This is a genomic window from Bacillus sp. FSL K6-0073 (genome assembly GCF_038006085.1).
Classification (GTDB): Bacteria; Bacillota; Bacilli; order Bacillales; family Bacillaceae_G; genus Bacillus_A; species Bacillus_A cereus.
In genome coordinates this window covers 50,464-67,974 of sequence record NZ_JBBOUN010000004.1, presented here as the reverse complement: position 1 = coordinate 67,974, position 17,511 = coordinate 50,464, and the positions used below count along the sequence as shown (strand labels likewise).

Genomic DNA, 17,511 nt, shown 5'->3' with positions numbered 1-17,511 from the left:
ATGAGGACATTGAAAGAAATTAATAGGCCGGAGCAACTAGAACATAACTATGTGTTATCTCAAATAAATAATCTTTATTACGTAAGTATAACAAATGAGCGAGTACAACAAAAAACTTAACCGTTAATGTAGGGGGAAAAGGAGCTAAAGAAACAGAGATTGAATTTTCACTTGTGTAATATTTAACTTCTTTTGTCCCTAATTTTATGTAGATGGGGGAAATACATGTTAGCCCATAAAGTGGATTATAAACAACTATATGAAGAGTTATTGAATAATCAACATATCCCAGGAATTTTTTACTCAAGTACTACGAAAACAAAATATGAAATTCGCAGTTTATTTGTTGATTTAGGTGAAGTATATAAGTTTATTGAGGAAAATCAACTAACACCAAATATGATTTCGATTTTTGCAGATGTTGTTCGAATTCCTGATAAATTTAGCTGTACTTTAAGAGATATGCAACTAGTTATCCGAACAAGGCGTGTGGAAATTGAATCAGATGGAAAAGCAGAGATTCGACTAGATTACAAAGATGGAAGTAAGCTCGCACAATTGACGATTTATGGACTTGAGCTTTCTGGAACGTTACATGCTATTCCTATCTACAATCAAAGTTCCCCATCGCCATACCCAATAGAACTGAGAAATAAAGGCGTACGTTTGTCCGATAAAGATGGTACATTCACCCAAGAAGAAATTACGTATGTAGTTCCTACACCTCAATTCCCAAAACTATTTACGTCTGTTTTCCAAGTAGCTTGTCTATTTTATGAATTTCAACCGGATATTGCAGCTGATCAGTTAAACTGGTTGAAAGCTTTTACAGCTCAATATAAAGATTTAAGTTCATTGTGTATACAAAGTACTGCGTTACTTACCATTTTAACTGCTAACCATGGTGAGAATACGTTTGTTCCACTTCTGGATAAAGATCTTTATAGGGATGAAATTGCTGCTTTCTTGGCGGCAGCACAACAGTTTGAGGAACAATATCACCGTTACTTAGATAGAAACCTAGCAATTGCAGATCGAAAAGCAGCAGCTATTCTTATGCTCCAGCATGAACAAGATACATTGTTATTTAAAGAAACACTAATTAATCAAGCAAAAGATAATCTGAGAAGTGCTCAAAATGCTGTTGAATCATCTTTGCAACAATTCGAAAAACAGCAACATGCTGTAACAATAGCTAAAATTGATTTTGAGTATGGGCTTAAAAAGTATCATTATGAACAACAAATGAAAATGGCTTTTAAAATGTTGACCGCTGTTCTCAATTTTGCAGAATCTATAGGATCGATAATTGCTACAGGAGGGACTGCAGCACCTGGAGAAATTATCGATATAATTAACAGTTTAAAAGAAGTAATAGAAGCTGGAGGTCAGTTAGCTGCATTAGCGCAATCATTAAAAGAATGTATGGAGAAACTTAATGAATTAGTTGAATTAATTAATAAAATATATGCACTAACTGCAGAGATATCAAAAGCATCTACGGATATGGATTTCTCAGAAGAACTCTTAAAAAAAATTCAAGAAAATGAGTGGGAACTTCCTAAAGAGGATCTAACTGGAGAGGCAACGTGGAAAATATTTCAGTTAAAAATAGCCGCTGCTTTAGAAGATGCTATTAAGAAAGAAGTTGAGGGGGCTAGAGAGTATCTACTATCATTAGATATTCTAGCTGTTTATGGTCAAACACTTGCTTCGAATCAAGTTACTATCATTCGCTGTAGTCAAGAGCTATTTCGTCTGTTGCTAGAAAAACATATTAATCAAGCAGATCTTGCGAGATTGAAAGATTATATTAAGAATCTTGAAGGGCAAGAATCTGAAAACGAAGAAATGGAACAAAAATTATATCAACGATATTTAGATATGAAGCAAATTCTATTTGTAGCTTTAGCAAATTATAAACATGCTTATAAGTATTGGGCTCTTCGCGATTCAGATGTAAATCCTAATATTTTAAAAGATGTATCAGAATTAAAAGTGGATGTTGCTACATTACAAAAGGACTGTATGGAGGCTTTAAAACAGTTTAATCCACCACCTCAACCATTTCAAAATCGAACAATAGAGATTACAGATTCAAGTGCTTTGGAAACCCTGAAGGAGACAAGAGAAGCTTCTTGGGAAATTAACCTAAATGATTCATTTTTTGAAAATGAGTACCGTGTTCGGCTTAAATTAATGCGAATTTGGTTAGATGGAGTTGACGCTACTTCTAAAGTGCAAATACGGATTACGAATTCGGGACATTATTATGATGATTATAAAAATAAAAAGTTTCAATTTAATACAGAGCCCTTTAATCGAGGTTTTAGCTATGTAGGTTCAACGATTATTACTGATGGAACGATAGCAGAAGAATTTGCTTATGATTACTTTATTCCAAACCCTTTTACAACTTGGACAATAAAAGTACAGAATGGGCCAGATCTTTCTAAAGTTACAAAAATCCGAATGGAACTAGCAGGATCTCTTGTTGCTAATTACAAGAAACATAATCCTGTTTTAAATGGTTTAATGGAATCTTTCTAAAAAAGAATAAGTAAATACAACTCAAAATTATCTAGAGGGGTGTTCATATGAACCATTTAGCCTTTTCTCCACGTGAATTAGGAGGGAAAAGCTCTCCTTTTCTCCTTACAATAGAAGAATGGCGTTCATTCGCGCATTATTTGAACAGATGGATCTCAGCACCAACTAGTATCGATCAAGTCAGGGAAAGAATATATTTCATACTCGACGGGAAAGTAAAAAATAATTGGGATAGACTCATAACAACTTCTATTTTTCGTGAATTAGTTGAAGAAGCAATTGCAACTAAGTTAAACGTTAGAGAAAAATGTAGGTTCTGGGACAATGGAGGACATAAAGACATACTAATCCTTTCTCAAAACATTGTAGCCTTTGCAGATTTAATCTCTATTAAATATTATAATGATCTTAATCAAGTAATATTTGAAGCTCAAAATGGTAAATTAACTCCAAATACTAAATTCAAATTCATAAATATATGTAAAGATTTATCTAATCACGCACAGACATATTATCAACAGTCTCAATCTATGGCAATATCTCTCTCCGAATTTTATTCGGAAATTCAAAAATACGAAGAAACAGTACAAACGTGGTCGCATCGGATGTCATATTTATCACTGCATGACTCAAATGATTTCGTTGTCGCACAAAACACAGTTGTCTATTTAGTAGCTCCAGTCATGAATTTGGTTCAGTCTAAAGAGTTCGTGTTCCCTGTTATTCGAAAAGTCCATAGGATATGGAGCGCTATATCTTATGATTTAAAAGAACTTGCAGATAATATTGATGATATCGAAAATTTAGAGGAGTTCATTGCTGCTTTAGAACTTGAATTGGCCTTTGAAGATTGGAAAGCAATTCGTGATGAAGCTGAAAACTTCTATAAAAACGCAATTAACATTTCTTGAGGCTAATTACTCTTATTATAAATGTAGGGTATTGCTCTATCAGCTAAACGAACAAGACTGGTTTCAGTTTTGTTTTAATTTTAGGATTTTTAGAAAGTATTACAAATGAAGACAATAAAATAAGTTTAACAAAACTAAGAAAATGTTAAACCCATAAAACCCCGTTGTATCATGTGTATGTACTGATATAACGGGGTTTTTATATGAATATTTAACTGTCTATTTTACTAATTATAAAAAACATGAACTTAGTTTTACTTTTTAGGGGTACTACTTCATGTAAAATGGACATTTTATTTATATTTTTGATAGATTTCTTGTGAAATATGTACCTAGAGCGGTATTTAAATTTAAATGTGATACGATTGTTGTATAGTAGCAAGTATTAAAAGAAAAGCAGATAAAAATAGGGGGTGCATTTCATGTATAACTTACAACAAGATCTGTATGAACAATTAAAAGAGAAAAAAGGGGATATCACTATATTTTTAAAGAATGGGGTTCCCATACGTGGGCAGATCCTTACAACGGATAAATTTACTGTTCTTATGATGGTTCATGGTAAGCAACAACTAGTCTACAAGCAAGCAATTTCCACAATTCTTAAGTAATTCTTTTTCCTTTTTCAAGGGAAGAGGAAAAAACACCAAAAAAAAGGAACAGATGACAGATTACTACTCCAACTCCTAACCAATTATAATTAAGCGTGTAGTGATATTCAATTCATTCTCAATTTTCTCGATATTTTAGTTTTATTATCAAATTATAATATAAGTAATTCTTTTTATTATTATATGTTTGTTCTTTCTTGTTGCAGAATCCTTACTATAAGGATTCTATTTTTTTGTCCCAAAAGGTACACCTTTTGATGTAGTGTGAAATCTACCTGATTTAGTGCTTCGAAAGGTTCAAAAATGCATTTTTAAAGTACTAAATAATTAATGGTACCTTTTGAAATGTTTTCGGTCTCATTTCATTAGAAACAATTCCGTCTATATAACTAAAAAATGTGATATAATATCTATTGAACATATGAATAGGATAACAACTACCTGCTGTTGGCAAGTAGCAATTTATCTAATGAAAAGATCACTTGTTTCCAAGACAAGTGATCTTTTTGTATACATTCCCTATACTATTTTTGAAATCGAATAGATATTTTAATCTGTGTAATTACAATAGACTTGATTAAATTTAAAACTGCAAAAAGCATAATATCGTTCATATTTGTAGTAAGAAATATATGAAAAACACCTTATTTGCGTTAAGGTGTTTTTGACGTATTAATATTTCTCATATACTGAGGCAACTTTTAGAGCTTTAGATAGTTTTTTTGTTTTTAAGATTATTTGATTTTTTATAGGCATAACATAGAATGTTGGTTCTATTGTTCCTTTATCCTTATTGAAAGGAGCGGTTATTAAGTAATTACCACTACTGCTAATTACAATTTGGTCTTGATTGTTTTGATTGAAGATTAAATATCTCCTTTGTCTTTCAGCAGATTCTGCACCTAATCTAAAAGAAATGAACCCTAACACCAAAATAAAAACTATAATTGCAATTGTTTTAAATGGTTTAAATGGTGATAAAACCACCTGTATATATTTTTGTACAATGGGAGGAAGATAATAATATGCCAATGTAAATACATAAATAATACACCAGATTGATATGTACCAGTTACTATATATATCTATTATAAAGACCCACCCTATTAGAGGACTGATAAAGAATAAAATCATCAATGATAGAATTATTTTACTTTTAACTCCTTTCCGCTTTAACAGTAATTCTGGTATAAGGAAAACATATCTTGCAAAAATATAAATAGTTAAAGTAGTTGCTAACCAAGGAAATATTTCCAAAAAATATCGAGTTAAATCACTTGTATCTATTTTTAATAAAGAATAATCAGTTAAATCATAATAACTATGGTATCCATATTTAAATAAAGCAGCATAAGCGTAGGCTAAAGCTGTAAATACTAGCACTATAATAGCAGCTTGATTAAATGTGGTAAGAATCATATTGCTTTCTTTTGAGTTAGTATTTTCAGTTGATACAGAAGAAGTGTTTGAATTTCCTTGGTTACAGCTTTGAACATTTTGTGTTTTTGAAGAACGTTTCTTTTTTGCCAAGATATGACCTCCTATAAAATTTAAAATATTTATATCAATATATTAATCTAATTAGATTAAATGGTCAAAATAAAGGATGCAAATGTTACTTTGATGTAGTGATAGATAAGCTCTATTTGACTTTGTAGCTTTGAAAAAAGATTTGATTAAATATAGTCTACAAATCCTTGTTCTCTGGCACATAAAATGAATGCATTTTGAAAAAGAAGATTGTTTAAAACTTATATAGAATTCTTTAGTGGAAAAGGAATAAAAGAAAAAACTAATTTGTTAGACAAACCGTTTTTTCTTTTTATACTTTTTTCTATTTGGTAAGCTAGGAGGATTCTTCATTGTGTCAACAGCATGCATGAGCGTGAGATATGGATGTTTTAAGATCATTCTCGGTCCACTCCTTTTCATAACTTCCTTAACTAAACTTTTCATATCTGGTTTATAACAATGAATTTTGCAATTTTGACATGCTGGTTTCTTTTCTTGAAATGGACTTTTTGATAGACGGAAATAAGCATAATCTTTTAATTTTTGACATTTTTCACATATTGTATCTTGTTTATGTTCGTTTTTACAATACATATCAATCATTATGCTAATTGTTTTCTCTTCACGTTCAATTCGATTCATAGGTTGGTGCCTCCTGTTTCAAAGTCTCACTGCTTTGATTGTAAAACTTTTTTAGAGAGTGTACTTGAATTTTTATTGACAGTTTTTCTAATGTTTATCTCTTTCCTAAGACTTAAATATACATCTTTCTTTTTCTTATGAGCTTTGTGTGTCTAAAGGTCTTGAACAGTAAGAGTTCACTTGATTTTTCCAAGTTATTAATTGATTCTATTGGAAGGTGGGGAGTATTTGAAGTTTACTGCTATATCAAATAATTCAGCCTTAGAGCACGCAATCAGCGTTTTGTTTTAGGACGACTATACAATTTTTAAATTAATGAATATGTGGTGGTACCGCTTTTTATAAAATTGGATTTTTAGCGGAATGAATGTTAAGTTAACTTCACATTTTGTTAATTATGGTATACATTGAAGGTAAGAGGTGGTGAACTTGACTATTTTTAACAAAGTAAAGGAAATTAGAGCTCGTTTTAATTTCACACAAAGTGTATTAGCTGAAAAAGTTGGAGTGATGAGGCAAACGATCGCAGTAATTGAAAAAGGGGATTACATCCCGTCATTATTACTAGAATTGTCAATTTGTGATGTGTTTGATTTGAAGATGGAAGAAGTGTTTGTATTAAATAAGGAGGAAGAAGAGGATGAATAGATTGATGATTTCTTATGTGATTAATGTACTTATTATGGCATTAGCATGTTGGGTATTCATTGAACTTTATTACGGCATTATAGAACTTGCCAATATTATTGAAGCTAAGAAAGTAGCCTTTGAAGTATCATTAAATATTACACCAGTCTTATTCTTATTAGTTATAGGTATTGTAATAACAATTTTTTATAAAATACAGAGGAAGAAATATAACGCCCTTTCATATCTGATGTATCCACTATTGTTTCCCCTAGAAGACGAACGTGAAAAGTTAATTACTGAAAGAGCTTGTCGTACAGCATTTGTTTCAGTATGGTATGTGTTAATCATCGCAATTGGATTTTTAGTGCTTTCTCCTATTTTTAATATGTATATTCCAGGATATCCCTTATACATTGTATTTAGTGTTTTCTTTATTCAAATGACAGTTTTTTATTTATCTTTATACCGAAATAAAATAATGTAAGTGAGACCCTCTTGTAAAAGCAAGAGGGTTCCTTTATATGCATGATTTATAGTGATTCCCTTAATAATTTTCTATTTTCTAACATATCATTTAATAGAATCTGTCCCATCATCATTGCAAAGTTATCCCTGGTCTTTGTATAGTAGTCATTAAGTTTTAACAGATAGTCTTTCCTGGGGACATAGGTGATTACAAATCCACGGTTTATTTCTTTAGGAAAAGGAATATATATTCTTAACATCCTGGTTTGTAGTGTTAGAATTTTTAAATACTAAATCATTTAGATTACTAAAAAATACTTTTCCATTAGAGATAGGTTGGATTTTTTTAGCTATGTGAACACCATTATTATTTTTATTTGAAGCTATTCCCCATATAATTACACCACCAGAAACATGAGAAAAAAACGATATAGCTTTTTCGTAATTCTTTTTATCATCTATTGAAAGGGTACTATTTGTACAAATTTTTTTGCATTGAAATGTAAGGAATATATTCTCTTCTTGCTGTGCAATGATCATTTTTTGAATGTATGAAAATCCTTCTTGTTCAAACTTTATAAAAATTTTCTTCGCATTCACCTAATCAAACATTCTCCTTTTCTATTTGTAATAAAATATTTAAAAGAGTAATTCAAAACAAGTAAATTTGTATATAAAATATATTTTTTAAAATTCTAATGCATTTGATTTGTTTTTGATTGTATTAATATCCTGGCATTGCTGGGAGAGCTGAGCGCATTCATGAAAAGCAAAATGCTTACACCCTTCACATTTTGCTGTATTCAAATGCCTTAAAGCACAGTTAATTGCGTCTCCTGTATGATCAAAAAAATTCTCTTTTCCAATCTCAGCGTATAATCCATTTTTAGTTAGTGTTGTTTTCAACTCTGATTGTGTCCCCGAAATAAGAAGTACGCCACCTTGGTTTTTAAAATGTTGAACAATATTTCTAAAGTAGGATTCGCCTGTTGTATCAATAAAAGGAACCTTGCCCATACGTAATATTAATATTTTGGGTTTATAATGAATCGTTGCTAAAATGTTTTGTTCAAAAGTTTGTGCAGCTCCAAAAAATAATGGCCCTTCTATTGTATAAATACTAATTTGCGGACAATCATGAGCTTTATTTACCACATGCGGTAATAATTTTTCATTCTTTGTTGTATGATCAGGAAGAACTTTTGACATGACAAGCATATTACTCATACGTTTTGTAAATAAAATAATAGCCAAAATAAGACCGATTTCCACAGCTGTTGTCAAACTGGTAAATACAGTGAGGAAAAAAGTTACCAATAATACAAGAGAATCCCCTGTCTTCATTTTAAGTATATGAACAAAATGCTTTTGCTCACTCATGTTCCAAGCTACAACCATTAAAATAGGAGCCATGGTAGCAAGTGGGATGTGCGAAGCGTATGGAGCTAGCAGTAGAAGTGTAAATAACACAAAAAATCCGTGAATCACACCGGACATGGGTGAAACAGCTCCACTTTTAATATTAGTTGCTGTTCGCGCAATAGCTCCAGTTGCCGGAATTCCTCCAAATAACGGAGTAACAATATTAGCAATTCCTTGACCAATAAGCTCTTTATTACTGTTATGTTTACTATTTGTCATACCATCTGCGACAACAGCAGATAAAAGAGACTCAATGCCCCCCAACATAGCAATAACAAATGCAGGGCCAATTAAATGTTGGATACGTTCTACTGTAATCTCAGGTATATTGAATTGCGGTAGTGCATTTGGAATCGTACCATATGCTGTACCAATAGTAGGCACATGACCTGAGAAAAATATAGTTGCAATTACAGTTGAAATCACAATACCTACTAATGAACCGGGTAGTTTTGGCAAAATTTTGGGTGTTATGAGTATAATGAAAAAGCAAATTAGAGCAGTCACTACACTATAAAAATTAGTGGTACCGATATGAGTACTGATTTCTTTCAAGTTTGCTATAAAAGCCTCATGTTTTTTTATGCCTGTTAAACCTAAAAAGCTAGCAATTTGCCCAGTGAATATAATAACAGCAATACCTGACGTAAAACCAATTGTTACAGGACGTGGGATGAACTTAATCAGCGAACCTAATTTGAAAATTCCCATAAGGCATAAGATAATTCCAGCAAGTAAACCAGCAAGTAGTAAATCTTCATACCCATAAGTAATGACAATTCCTAAAAGTATTGGAACAAAAGCACCTGTAGGTCCTCCAATTTGATACCTTGAACCACCAAATAGAGAAATAAGTATTCCTGCAATACATGTTGTATATATTCCATACTCTGGTTTTACACCAGAAGCTATAGCAAAAGACATAGCAAGAGGAATCGCAACAACTCCAACAATCAGTCCCGAAAGAAGATCTTTTTGAAAATGACCTAATGAATATCCTTCGAACCTTCCCGTAAATAAACCTCTCATTACAAACCCTTCTTTTCTCTTTTTAATACATCTAGATTACAAATGTGTTTTCAATTTGCTTATACAGGAGATTTTTATTTTCATAAAAGAGAACGAACTCCTAATATTTACTATAGGTTTTGCTTAAATGACGTTCTAGTTTCCCTATATCTCCACCTTGTTGTACATGGAATTGTAATTTTTCCGCTAGAAGTTCTCCAGCCCGACTATCTAGCTTTTTCGTATCAATAAACGATGTGACTTTTACTTTATCTGGGGTAATATCTCTACGAAACATCTGTCCTGGAATAACAGCCCAAAAACTATTCCATTCTTCTAATAATCCTATTTGATCAAACAAAAAGTTCTGAATGCCGCATAACCATGCTGTACAAGCTGTGTTCCTTTTTTGACATCCAATACCATCTTGTAAATGTTGACATGAAACGCAACAAGAATACCCACTTTTAATGCAAACATTACAAACATGATGAGCTCCTATAGAGTGAAATATCTCAATTCCATGTTGGATGATATCTTCTCTTTTAGCCTCAATGCTCAATTTATTCCTCCTTTATCATTTCACTTTCTGCTTCATCTAGCTCTTCTAACATAGAAATTGTATCAATTAAATGATTGTTAAAAATTTTCCGCGCAACCACCAATAAATTCATAATCATAGGATCTCGAAGGGAGTATAATACTCGTTTTCCATCTTTAGTGCCAACAACAATATTTTTCGCGCGTAATACACTTAATTGTTGAGAAACTGCAGAACCTTCTTTTTTAAGAATGCTTTGAATTTCATTTACACTTTTTTCCCCTTCTGATAGAACTTCCAAAATCCCTATTCGTAAAGGATGCGATAAAGCTTTAAAGAAATCTGCTTTAAATTGTTGCATTTCAGTTCCCATTAAACCACCTCTAGTATTTATTTACATTTAACATTTCAGAAGTATTCTATACATCTTCAAATGTTTGAATATGTATAGAATACTTCTAAAGCCAAGAATTATCAATACAAATTTAGAAACTTAAAATAGGTAAATAAATGGTTTTTGGTTGAAATTACGATTCTTTCTTTCGTACACAAAAATCCCATGTGTCCTAGACTATATTTCTAGATAAACCTTATACCGACAGGTTCAGAGGCTATTGAATAAGGGAGAAATAATGAATTTACATGAATAGACTCAAATAACATAAAAGCATTAAAGGAAAGAGGATTTACGGATTTATAAGAACGGAATATTTATGCAAGTAAAGGTGAGCTGTGAAAAAATGTAACAATCTAGTTATAGTATGAAGAATAAAGAAAAGAACCCGTTAGTAAAAAACGGATTCTTTTCACTAGGTGTGCAAGAAATTCAAGGTGACTAGAATAAAATCACTTGTATTTTTTTAGGGCACGCACAAGTTTGAAAAAAATATTTATTTGAACGTAAAAAGGATTTATTCAAGATAAAGAAGCTTTTTGAAAAAGTAGGTGAACGCCTAAAGGGAATTATTGAAAGACAAATTAATTTTGGTGGGTTACTTGAAGAGTCGAGGGCAATTGTTATACACATTGATAAATAGTTGGTTACTTATATATTTTCTGAATTAGTAATTATAGAAATTAAAGAAGATGTATAAACTTCATATCCCTTATTCAGATTCACTATATTTGATAGATTACCTGTATTCGTAAAAGAAATATTAAATACAAAAAGGTATTAATACTATAAAAATACAATATATAAATTCAAGGTGTGTAAATCCATAAAAAGGCGATAATTTAGTAAGTTTACAAAAACTAGTAGAAATTAATATTAATGTTTTGTTTGTTGATGTGTATAAATGGAATTAATATTAATAATATTCAATATTAATAATATCAATTTACTATAGTTTACAATTATGTAAAACTATAACCAAGGTGGACTGTTCTTTAAAACTTATCACTAATAAAGATTTAAAGAAATTTTTGTTTCATTTGCCATCAAGAAGGAATGGATATTTACATATAAAAAATGTATACCAATTTGGATGTTACGTAAGTAGTTTGAGTAAACAGCTAATTTAATTTGGATTGTAAATAATTAATTAAAAGTTGTGATAGAAGGGATAAGGAATAGAAGTATTAATGGCTTTCTTAAAAGAATTATCTGAAATACTAGTAGGAATTGCAGATAACGCAGTAGGATGTGAAAATTTATCAAACAAAATGAGGTGAATGAAACATGAAAGAAGTTGCGAAAAAAGCACAAATGATACGATTACAGAGGGAGGAGCATTGTAATCGTCAAGGAGATACAGAAGAGTATAATGCCGAGCAGGGAAATCTAGAAAGAAAGTGTATCAAGCTAGACAAAAAATCAGTTAAAAATCGAACGACAGAAGAAAAATGGGATGAAAGATGTAAACAAGCAGTTCAATTATTTAATCAAGGGACTGAATATCCAGATATTGCGAAAATAGTAGGGTGCAAAGTGAGTAGTTTGTATAGAGAGCTGAAGAAACGTGGAGTATTAGAAATGCCAAAGCAAGCAGCACCCTCTAAAAAATTAAGGTCACCCATAATACCAGCAAAAACAAAAAAATCGAGGTTTGAACGATATAAAGAGTATTATATGTATAAATAGAAGGATTAAAGGCTATATAGTTGTTTATCTGAAAAATAGCTGCATCTAAGATTCTCTATTTTTCGATTTATCATAAAGTACACTTTTAGACATTACATTTAAAATTCTTATCAACTCAGCTTTGGGGGATTAGTACAGATACCAAAATATTAAGGGATTTTTGAGCATTTGATCCTTAATGTACGCTAATATTTAGTGCTACACACTCTTCTAAAATGTATTAATCAAGCTGTACGCCACATATAATTAATGGTCGTAATATATAGGTATATATATGATTTCTGTAAATGGCGGAGATTTATAATGTTAACTGAATTACAAAAAAATTTTCTCGAAATTAAAAATTCCACCAAGAGAAAATGTGAAATTTGAAGATTTACATACAATTCTTTTACAGATGGGGCACTTATTACCTTATGAAAACATAGACATTATGGAAGGAAATACGAAAAAATTTTCTAGAGAAAACATTGAAGAAAAGTTGCTTTTAAAGAAACGTGGCGGATTATGCTATGAAATTAATTCTTTATTATATTTTTTTTTGTGTGATTGTGGATTTAATGTGTATCGAATAGCTGGAACTCTTTATGATCCAAAAACAAGAAAGTGGAACCCTGATGATGGCCACGCACTTATCGTTTTACAACACCAAAATCAAAACTATATAATAGATGCGGGTTTCGCATCCTATCTTCCTTTATATCCTGTACCTTTTCATGGTGCCAGTATAACTTCTGTAACGGGTGAATATCGTGTTCGTAAACAAAATACGGAGAAAGGAACCCATGTGTTTGAAATGAAAAAAGGAAAAAATGGAGAAACTTCGCATTTTTTTGATTCGGACCTTACCGATACCTGGTCTATCGGTTATGCTTTTTATTTAAATGCAATTAATGAAAAGAAAGTGAATGCTATACAAAACATGGTTATAGAGCATCCAGAATCGCCAGTAAATAAGGCGAATATTATTTGCAAATTAATTGAACACGGGCATATTGCACTTACTAAGCAAAGTTTTACAGAAACCCGGCATGGAAAGAAAATTAAAAAAGAAATAACAGAGAAACAATATCATCAAATACTTAAAAATGAATTCAATATTTTTTAGACAAGTAAGATGTAGAAAGTAAACTATAAGATTTTCAACGCATTACGCCCTCATTTGTAGAAAAATGGGGGTTTTTAATTAATAAGTGCTTAAAAAGTTCTGAAATATTTTTATTTTTATGAATTTTTCTATTGTTAATAGGATAAATTCAGCGATATATAACTTAAATTTATAACGAAATACTATAAATGCTTATTGAATAACAGTGAAAATAACATCAAATATATCCATTTTATTAAAATAGTACTACATTCATGGGGAATTTGTTCAATTGTATATAGAGAGATATTATTTTAAATAGTTATTAATAACGAAAGAGGAGAGGGAAAATTATGTTCAATCAAAGAACAAGAAATGGCGTCAAAAAACTCCTAGCAATTACAGCAGCTAGTACGGTGTTTTCGATGTTTGGATCATCAATTTCTATCATAGAGGCGGCGTCTGCTCCAGGAGTTTATGTTACACCTAAAAATAGTGTTTCTTCAGATATTATTAGTATAGACTGGTCTCCTGTTCAAACAGCACCTTATACATATTGGGCCGTACATAACTGGAACCAGGGGGGAGAAGCTGGTGGGTATGCTGGATTCCAACAACAAAGCGGTTTTGATGAAAATGGAAAGCGTACTTTGCACTTTGCAGTTTGGGATCCTATTTCTTCTAAGGAAGCAATAAAAGCAGAATATGTATCCCCTACATCAGTTGCAAGTAATTTTGGTGGAGAAGGAACAGGTCTTAAAATTCAGACGACATATGATTGGAAGAATTATAATTGGTATCGCATGACAATGCGTTCTTGGCAAGAGAATGGACACACAAAATTTGGACAGTGGTTAAAAGATGTTTCAAAAAACCAATGGAAGCTTATTGGGATTATGGACTTTCCAGTTCCTAACGTTACATTTAACTATGGACAAACGCTGTTTCAAGAAGACTGGCTTGGTAATGGACAAGATGTAAGAGAGGCACGTGTAAAAAATGGATATGGAAGAAATATCTCAGATAAAAAATGGACATCTTGGAATACTCAATCAATAGAGGGGCAAGAGCCATTGAATAATAATTGGGATGGGGGAGCTACTTCAGAATATCTTTGGTTTAAGGCTGGGGGAGACTCTCGATCAACTATTGAAACAGGAAAAACATTTACGTTAAATCAACCTAGCCAACCTGAAATAGGAAAACTAGATTATGATGTAAAGTCTATGTATTATGAAAATGAAAAATTAAATATAACTTGGCAATTAAAAGATAGTAGTACACCTCAATTTAAGGGAAAAATTGAAATTTATAATAATGAAAATATGACGGGCCAACCGATTAACGTAATTAATGATATTAAATCTTACCAAAATGGAATCAGTCAATCTATATCATTACCAACAAATACTTATGCAAAAATTGTATTAACAGATATATTTGATCAAACTGTGGAAAAAAAGGTGAAAATCAAAAATGAATCTCCAAACATTTTAGAAGGGAATCGGTTTGCATGGTCGATGAAGGGTATAGGAGATTTTGAATTTGCAAAACTTGATTTAAATAAATCAACAGAAGAATTGCAAGTTAGTTTAATAGCAGGTATACCACACAATTATTTTGATAGTACGTATGCAAGTATTAAAGTACAGGATACATCAGGTAAAGTGGTATATAAAAAAGAGGTTTATGGGAATACCCAACAAAAAGCTGAATCAAAAACAGTCCCAGTAAAAGTGGGCAATTTTATTGAAATTACACACCTAGAAGGTGAAGAGAGAGCAATATTAACAAATCTGGATAATAATAAACGCGAAAGCTTTGATAAAAAAGTAATATATGAAGTTACAAAGGATGGCCTGAAGAAAGTAAATCAAATTGTTAATCCGAAACCGGACACAGAAGCTCCAACACAGCCACAAGGATTATATGCAAGCAATGTTGCATCAGACAGTGTAGAGCTAAAATGGAATCCTTCTACAGACAATGTGGGTGTAAAAGAATATCAAGTGTTACGTGATGGACAATTGATTCAAACGGTACAAGGAACGACGTTTACTGATCAAAACTTAACAGCTAATAAGGAATATAAATATGCAGTGAGGGCTGTAGATGCAGCTGGAAATACATCGATTCAAAGTGATATTCTTCCAATTAAAACAAAAGATCAAAATGTATCTTATGAAAAATGGGATCCGAAAAAGGCATATACAAAAGGGGACAAAGTAGAATATCAAGGGAATTTTTATGAAGCGGTTCAAAGCTATCAAGGAAATGGAGATCCTACTTGGATATTTGCCTTATCTTTATGGCAACCATTTTATATGAAATAAAAGTTAGTTATTTAAACTTTATATATTAGTTTAGTGGTCGCAAAAATATGTTTAGATTTTAGAATAAGATTTCAAAATGGTAAGGACAAAACTTGAAAACTTAAAATCTATATATAAAGTAAAAATACGGAATTGAATTTTGTTAAGCAAATGTAATAAAAGTATTGATAACATGATGGGGAAAATAGTTTTATCACTGTGATAAAAAGCCCTGCACACAGGACATCTAAAAAGATACCTTAGCAATAACGACAATTAGGGAGAAGTATTAACTAAGGTATCTGGGTGGATGGTTGCATAGTAAATATGCAATTTTGAGCATTGTTGAATGTATTGGGATATTCAACAAGTTCAGAGTAACACAAAGTTTCTGTTAATTCAGCCGGTAAATTTGTCCAAAAATACGGATCTATAAATCCACTATTCACCTCAAATGTGGATTTATAGATCCTAACAAACGTGTGATTTGAATTTAAAAGAATACTTTTAGAGACTTTTACTTGTCTATTATGAAAATTATACGATTTAGGGAAGTTCCTGGGCATATCGTTAAGATTAGGCCACAGGATATATATAACCCTTAAATCATGAGATTCGAAAATATCTATGCATATCTTGTCATAACACCAAGACTTTTTGTAACTCTTTATTAATTAGGGGAGAGGTCATGTTTGATGAGAATGATGATCTGGTTAGGAGGCATAGAGATGGAACTAACTAAATTGGAAAAGGTAATTGTTATTAGTACATTTGTTCAAGGGTTAGGTGAGGAATTCCTGGAAAATAGCAAGGACAATCATTCTTTAAAACAGCTACTTAGAGAGATAGAAAAGGTGTTTAATGATTCAACATCAAATCAAATGCGAGAAGCAGCTGAAAGTGTACTAGAAAAATTTATTTATGATTTAATAAAAGAAAACAATCTGCCACTACCAAAAATAAATTAAGATTTATTGGAGAAAGAGAGGGCAGTAAGGAAATACCTATAAGGAATCGCTACAGTTTCCCTATAAAAATCAATATCAAGCTTGCATAAAGAATAATATATAAAGAGATTATTCTCTTTATATATGCCAAAAGTCAGTTACTTGTTTTCGAGAATCATGTTTTCTAACTATCTTCATTATTTTCTGCATTGTATTTGGTGATGGCACATAATCCTTGTCATTACACAGTTGACCTAATGTATTTCTGTTTACCTTACTAGCTTTAGAAAAATCCTGAATTGAGTAATTGTAGCTAGCTAAAAATTTAGCTAGCTTTGTTCTATGTCTCCCAATACCTCTACCCCACACGTTAATCTCCTCCATAATCTTTTTTAATCATCCTTGTCCGAAATGCAAAAAACTATACGCAATTGCACAGAAAAATTTGCATATTGTACAAGCTATTCACAATAAGATGTATCAAGGTTGCTACCAAAGTAGCTATCAAGGTAGCTCTACAAAACTTCTAAGTTTGTAAGTCCATGTATCATCGACATTCAAAATTCTGTTTATAAAGGGGAAATTTATATGTTAACTACATTTATCTCTTTGGGAGCTTTAGGAGTAACCACAATTGGAGGGGCGCTGTTAGAAAAGTATCTTGTTAAAAACGATCATGTTACAGCAGCAAAACTTGTAAGCGATGGAATATATCATGGAATAAGGATAGGTGGAGTTTGTTTCATTGGTTATGTATTCATTCAAATTGTGGTGATGTTTTAAGGAGGAA

Annotated in this window: 15 protein-coding genes and 2 pseudogenes; 10 read left to right on the top strand and 7 right to left on the bottom strand. The window is 31.4% G+C overall.

Features of this window, described 5'->3' with window-relative positions:
• Window positions 1-225: 225 nt before the first annotated feature.
• The 3 genes from MHB52_RS34470 (at window position 226) to hfq (ending at window position 4,072) form a co-directional block, all read left to right on the top strand.
• Window positions 226-2,550 (top strand): hypothetical protein, encoded by a 2,325-nt coding sequence (locus tag MHB52_RS34470; protein ID WP_061664309.1) that lies wholly within the window; start codon window positions 226-228, stop codon window positions 2,548-2,550.
• Between the two features lie 47 nt (window positions 2,551-2,597).
• A complete protein-coding gene (locus tag MHB52_RS34465; protein WP_061664308.1) occupies window positions 2,598-3,461 on the top strand; it encodes a hypothetical protein in 864 nt (287 codons plus the stop codon).
• A 422-nt stretch (window positions 3,462-3,883) separates the two neighbouring features.
• Window positions 3,884-4,072, top strand: a complete 189-nt coding sequence (gene hfq / locus MHB52_RS34460; RefSeq protein ID WP_061664307.1) for an RNA chaperone Hfq — start codon at window positions 3,884-3,886, stop codon at window positions 4,070-4,072.
• A 672-nt stretch (window positions 4,073-4,744) separates the two neighbouring features.
• On the opposite strand, the gene MHB52_RS34455 is transcribed toward hfq, so the two are convergent.
• Together MHB52_RS34455 and MHB52_RS34450 are read right to left on the bottom strand one after the other, a co-directional pair.
• Window positions 4,745-5,602, bottom strand: a complete 858-nt coding sequence (locus MHB52_RS34455; protein ID WP_061664306.1) for a hypothetical protein — start codon at window positions 5,600-5,602, stop codon at window positions 4,745-4,747.
• A gap of 270 nt (window positions 5,603-5,872) precedes the next feature.
• A complete protein-coding gene (locus tag MHB52_RS34450) occupies window positions 5,873-6,226 on the bottom strand; it encodes a nitrous oxide-stimulated promoter family protein (RefSeq protein WP_061664305.1) in 354 nt (117 codons plus the stop codon).
• A gap of 429 nt (window positions 6,227-6,655) precedes the next feature.
• Between MHB52_RS34450 and MHB52_RS34445 the strand changes: the two genes are divergently transcribed.
• Together MHB52_RS34445 and MHB52_RS34440 are read left to right on the top strand one after the other, a co-directional pair.
• The gene (locus MHB52_RS34445) at window positions 6,656-6,874 is read left to right on the top strand and encodes a helix-turn-helix transcriptional regulator (RefSeq protein WP_061664304.1); all 219 of its coding nucleotides are present in this window, start codon (window positions 6,656-6,658) and stop codon (window positions 6,872-6,874) included.
• Window positions 6,867-7,340 (top strand): DUF2178 domain-containing protein, encoded by a 474-nt coding sequence (locus tag MHB52_RS34440; RefSeq protein ID WP_029442955.1) that lies wholly within the window; start codon window positions 6,867-6,869, stop codon window positions 7,338-7,340. The genes MHB52_RS34445 and MHB52_RS34440 overlap by 8 nt, the downstream gene beginning before the upstream one ends.
• A gap of 46 nt (window positions 7,341-7,386) precedes the next feature.
• On the opposite strand, the pseudogene MHB52_RS34435 reads toward MHB52_RS34440, so the two are convergent.
• The 4 genes and pseudogenes from MHB52_RS34435 to MHB52_RS34420 form a co-directional block, all read right to left on the bottom strand.
• A pseudogene (locus MHB52_RS34435) lies at window positions 7,387-7,861 on the bottom strand (hypothetical protein).
• A gap of 147 nt (window positions 7,862-8,008) precedes the next feature.
• The gene (locus tag MHB52_RS34430; protein ID WP_061664303.1) at window positions 8,009-9,772 is read right to left on the bottom strand and encodes a SulP family inorganic anion transporter; all 1,764 of its coding nucleotides are present in this window, start codon (window positions 9,770-9,772) and stop codon (window positions 8,009-8,011) included.
• 100 nt (window positions 9,773-9,872) lie between these two features.
• Window positions 9,873-10,313 carry a hypothetical protein gene (locus MHB52_RS34425; RefSeq protein ID WP_061664302.1) on the bottom strand — a complete coding sequence of 147 codons (441 nt, stop codon included), beginning with the start codon at window positions 10,311-10,313 and terminating at the stop codon, window positions 9,873-9,875.
• Window position 10,314: 1 nt separating this feature from the next.
• Window positions 10,315-10,665 (bottom strand): ArsR/SmtB family transcription factor, encoded by a 351-nt coding sequence (locus MHB52_RS34420; protein ID WP_000536399.1) that lies wholly within the window; start codon window positions 10,663-10,665, stop codon window positions 10,315-10,317.
• A gap of 1,308 nt (window positions 10,666-11,973) precedes the next feature.
• On the opposite strand from MHB52_RS34420, the gene MHB52_RS34415 reads away from it, so the two are divergent.
• The 4 genes and pseudogenes from MHB52_RS34415 (at window position 11,974) to MHB52_RS34400 (ending at window position 16,742) form a co-directional block, all read left to right on the top strand.
• Window positions 11,974-12,375 (top strand): hypothetical protein, encoded by a 402-nt coding sequence (locus tag MHB52_RS34415; RefSeq protein ID WP_061663234.1) that lies wholly within the window; start codon window positions 11,974-11,976, stop codon window positions 12,373-12,375.
• Between the two features lie 303 nt (window positions 12,376-12,678).
• A pseudogene (locus MHB52_RS34410) lies at window positions 12,679-13,483 on the top strand (arylamine N-acetyltransferase family protein).
• Window positions 13,484-13,815: 332 nt separating this feature from the next.
• Complete coding sequence (locus MHB52_RS34405; protein ID WP_061663233.1) at window positions 13,816-15,795, top strand: DUF3472 domain-containing protein; 1,980 nt, start codon at window positions 13,816-13,818, stop codon at window positions 15,793-15,795.
• Window positions 15,796-16,502: 707 nt separating this feature from the next.
• The gene (locus tag MHB52_RS34400) at window positions 16,503-16,742 is read left to right on the top strand and encodes a hypothetical protein (protein ID WP_000424047.1); all 240 of its coding nucleotides are present in this window, start codon (window positions 16,503-16,505) and stop codon (window positions 16,740-16,742) included.
• A 117-nt stretch (window positions 16,743-16,859) separates the two neighbouring features.
• Here MHB52_RS34400 and MHB52_RS34395 read toward each other — a convergent pair whose 3' ends face one another.
• Window positions 16,860-17,105 carry a helix-turn-helix domain-containing protein gene (locus MHB52_RS34395; RefSeq protein WP_043308935.1) on the bottom strand — a complete coding sequence of 82 codons (246 nt, stop codon included), beginning with the start codon at window positions 17,103-17,105 and terminating at the stop codon, window positions 16,860-16,862.
• 204 nt (window positions 17,106-17,309) lie between these two features.
• Between MHB52_RS34395 and MHB52_RS34390 the strand changes: the two genes are divergently transcribed.
• A complete protein-coding gene (locus tag MHB52_RS34390; RefSeq protein ID WP_061663232.1) occupies window positions 17,310-17,504 on the top strand; it encodes a hypothetical protein in 195 nt (64 codons plus the stop codon).
• Window positions 17,505-17,511 lie beyond the last annotated feature (7 nt).

Bases quoted from the DNA above. Each gene is read 5' to 3' on its own strand.
- MHB52_RS34470 (WP_061664309.1), top strand. From the start codon at position 226: ATGTTAGCCCATAAAGTGGATTATAAACAACTATATGAAGAGTTATTG.
- MHB52_RS34465 (WP_061664308.1), top strand. From the start codon at position 2,598: ATGAACCATTTAGCCTTTTCTCCACGTGAATTAGGAGGGAAAAGCTCT.
- MHB52_RS34450 (WP_061664305.1), bottom strand. From the start codon at position 6,226: ATGAATCGAATTGAACGTGAAGAGAAAACAATTAGCATAATGATTGAT.
- MHB52_RS34400 (WP_000424047.1), top strand. From the start codon at position 16,503: ATGGAACTAACTAAATTGGAAAAGGTAATTGTTATTAGTACATTTGTT.
- MHB52_RS34390 (WP_061663232.1), top strand. From the start codon at position 17,310: ATGTTAACTACATTTATCTCTTTGGGAGCTTTAGGAGTAACCACAATT.
- hfq (WP_061664307.1), top strand. From the start codon at position 3,884: ATGTATAACTTACAACAAGATCTGTATGAACAATTAAAAGAGAAAAAA.
- MHB52_RS34440 (WP_029442955.1), top strand. From the start codon at position 6,867: ATGAATAGATTGATGATTTCTTATGTGATTAATGTACTTATTATGGCA.
- MHB52_RS34405 (WP_061663233.1), top strand. From the start codon at position 13,816: ATGTTCAATCAAAGAACAAGAAATGGCGTCAAAAAACTCCTAGCAATT.
- MHB52_RS34420 (WP_000536399.1), bottom strand. From the start codon at position 10,665: ATGGGAACTGAAATGCAACAATTTAAAGCAGATTTCTTTAAAGCTTTA.
- MHB52_RS34415 (WP_061663234.1), top strand. From the start codon at position 11,974: ATGAAAGAAGTTGCGAAAAAAGCACAAATGATACGATTACAGAGGGAG.
- MHB52_RS34430 (WP_061664303.1), bottom strand. From the start codon at position 9,772: ATGAGAGGTTTATTTACGGGAAGGTTCGAAGGATATTCATTAGGTCAT.
- MHB52_RS34395 (WP_043308935.1), bottom strand. From the start codon at position 17,105: ATGGAGGAGATTAACGTGTGGGGTAGAGGTATTGGGAGACATAGAACA.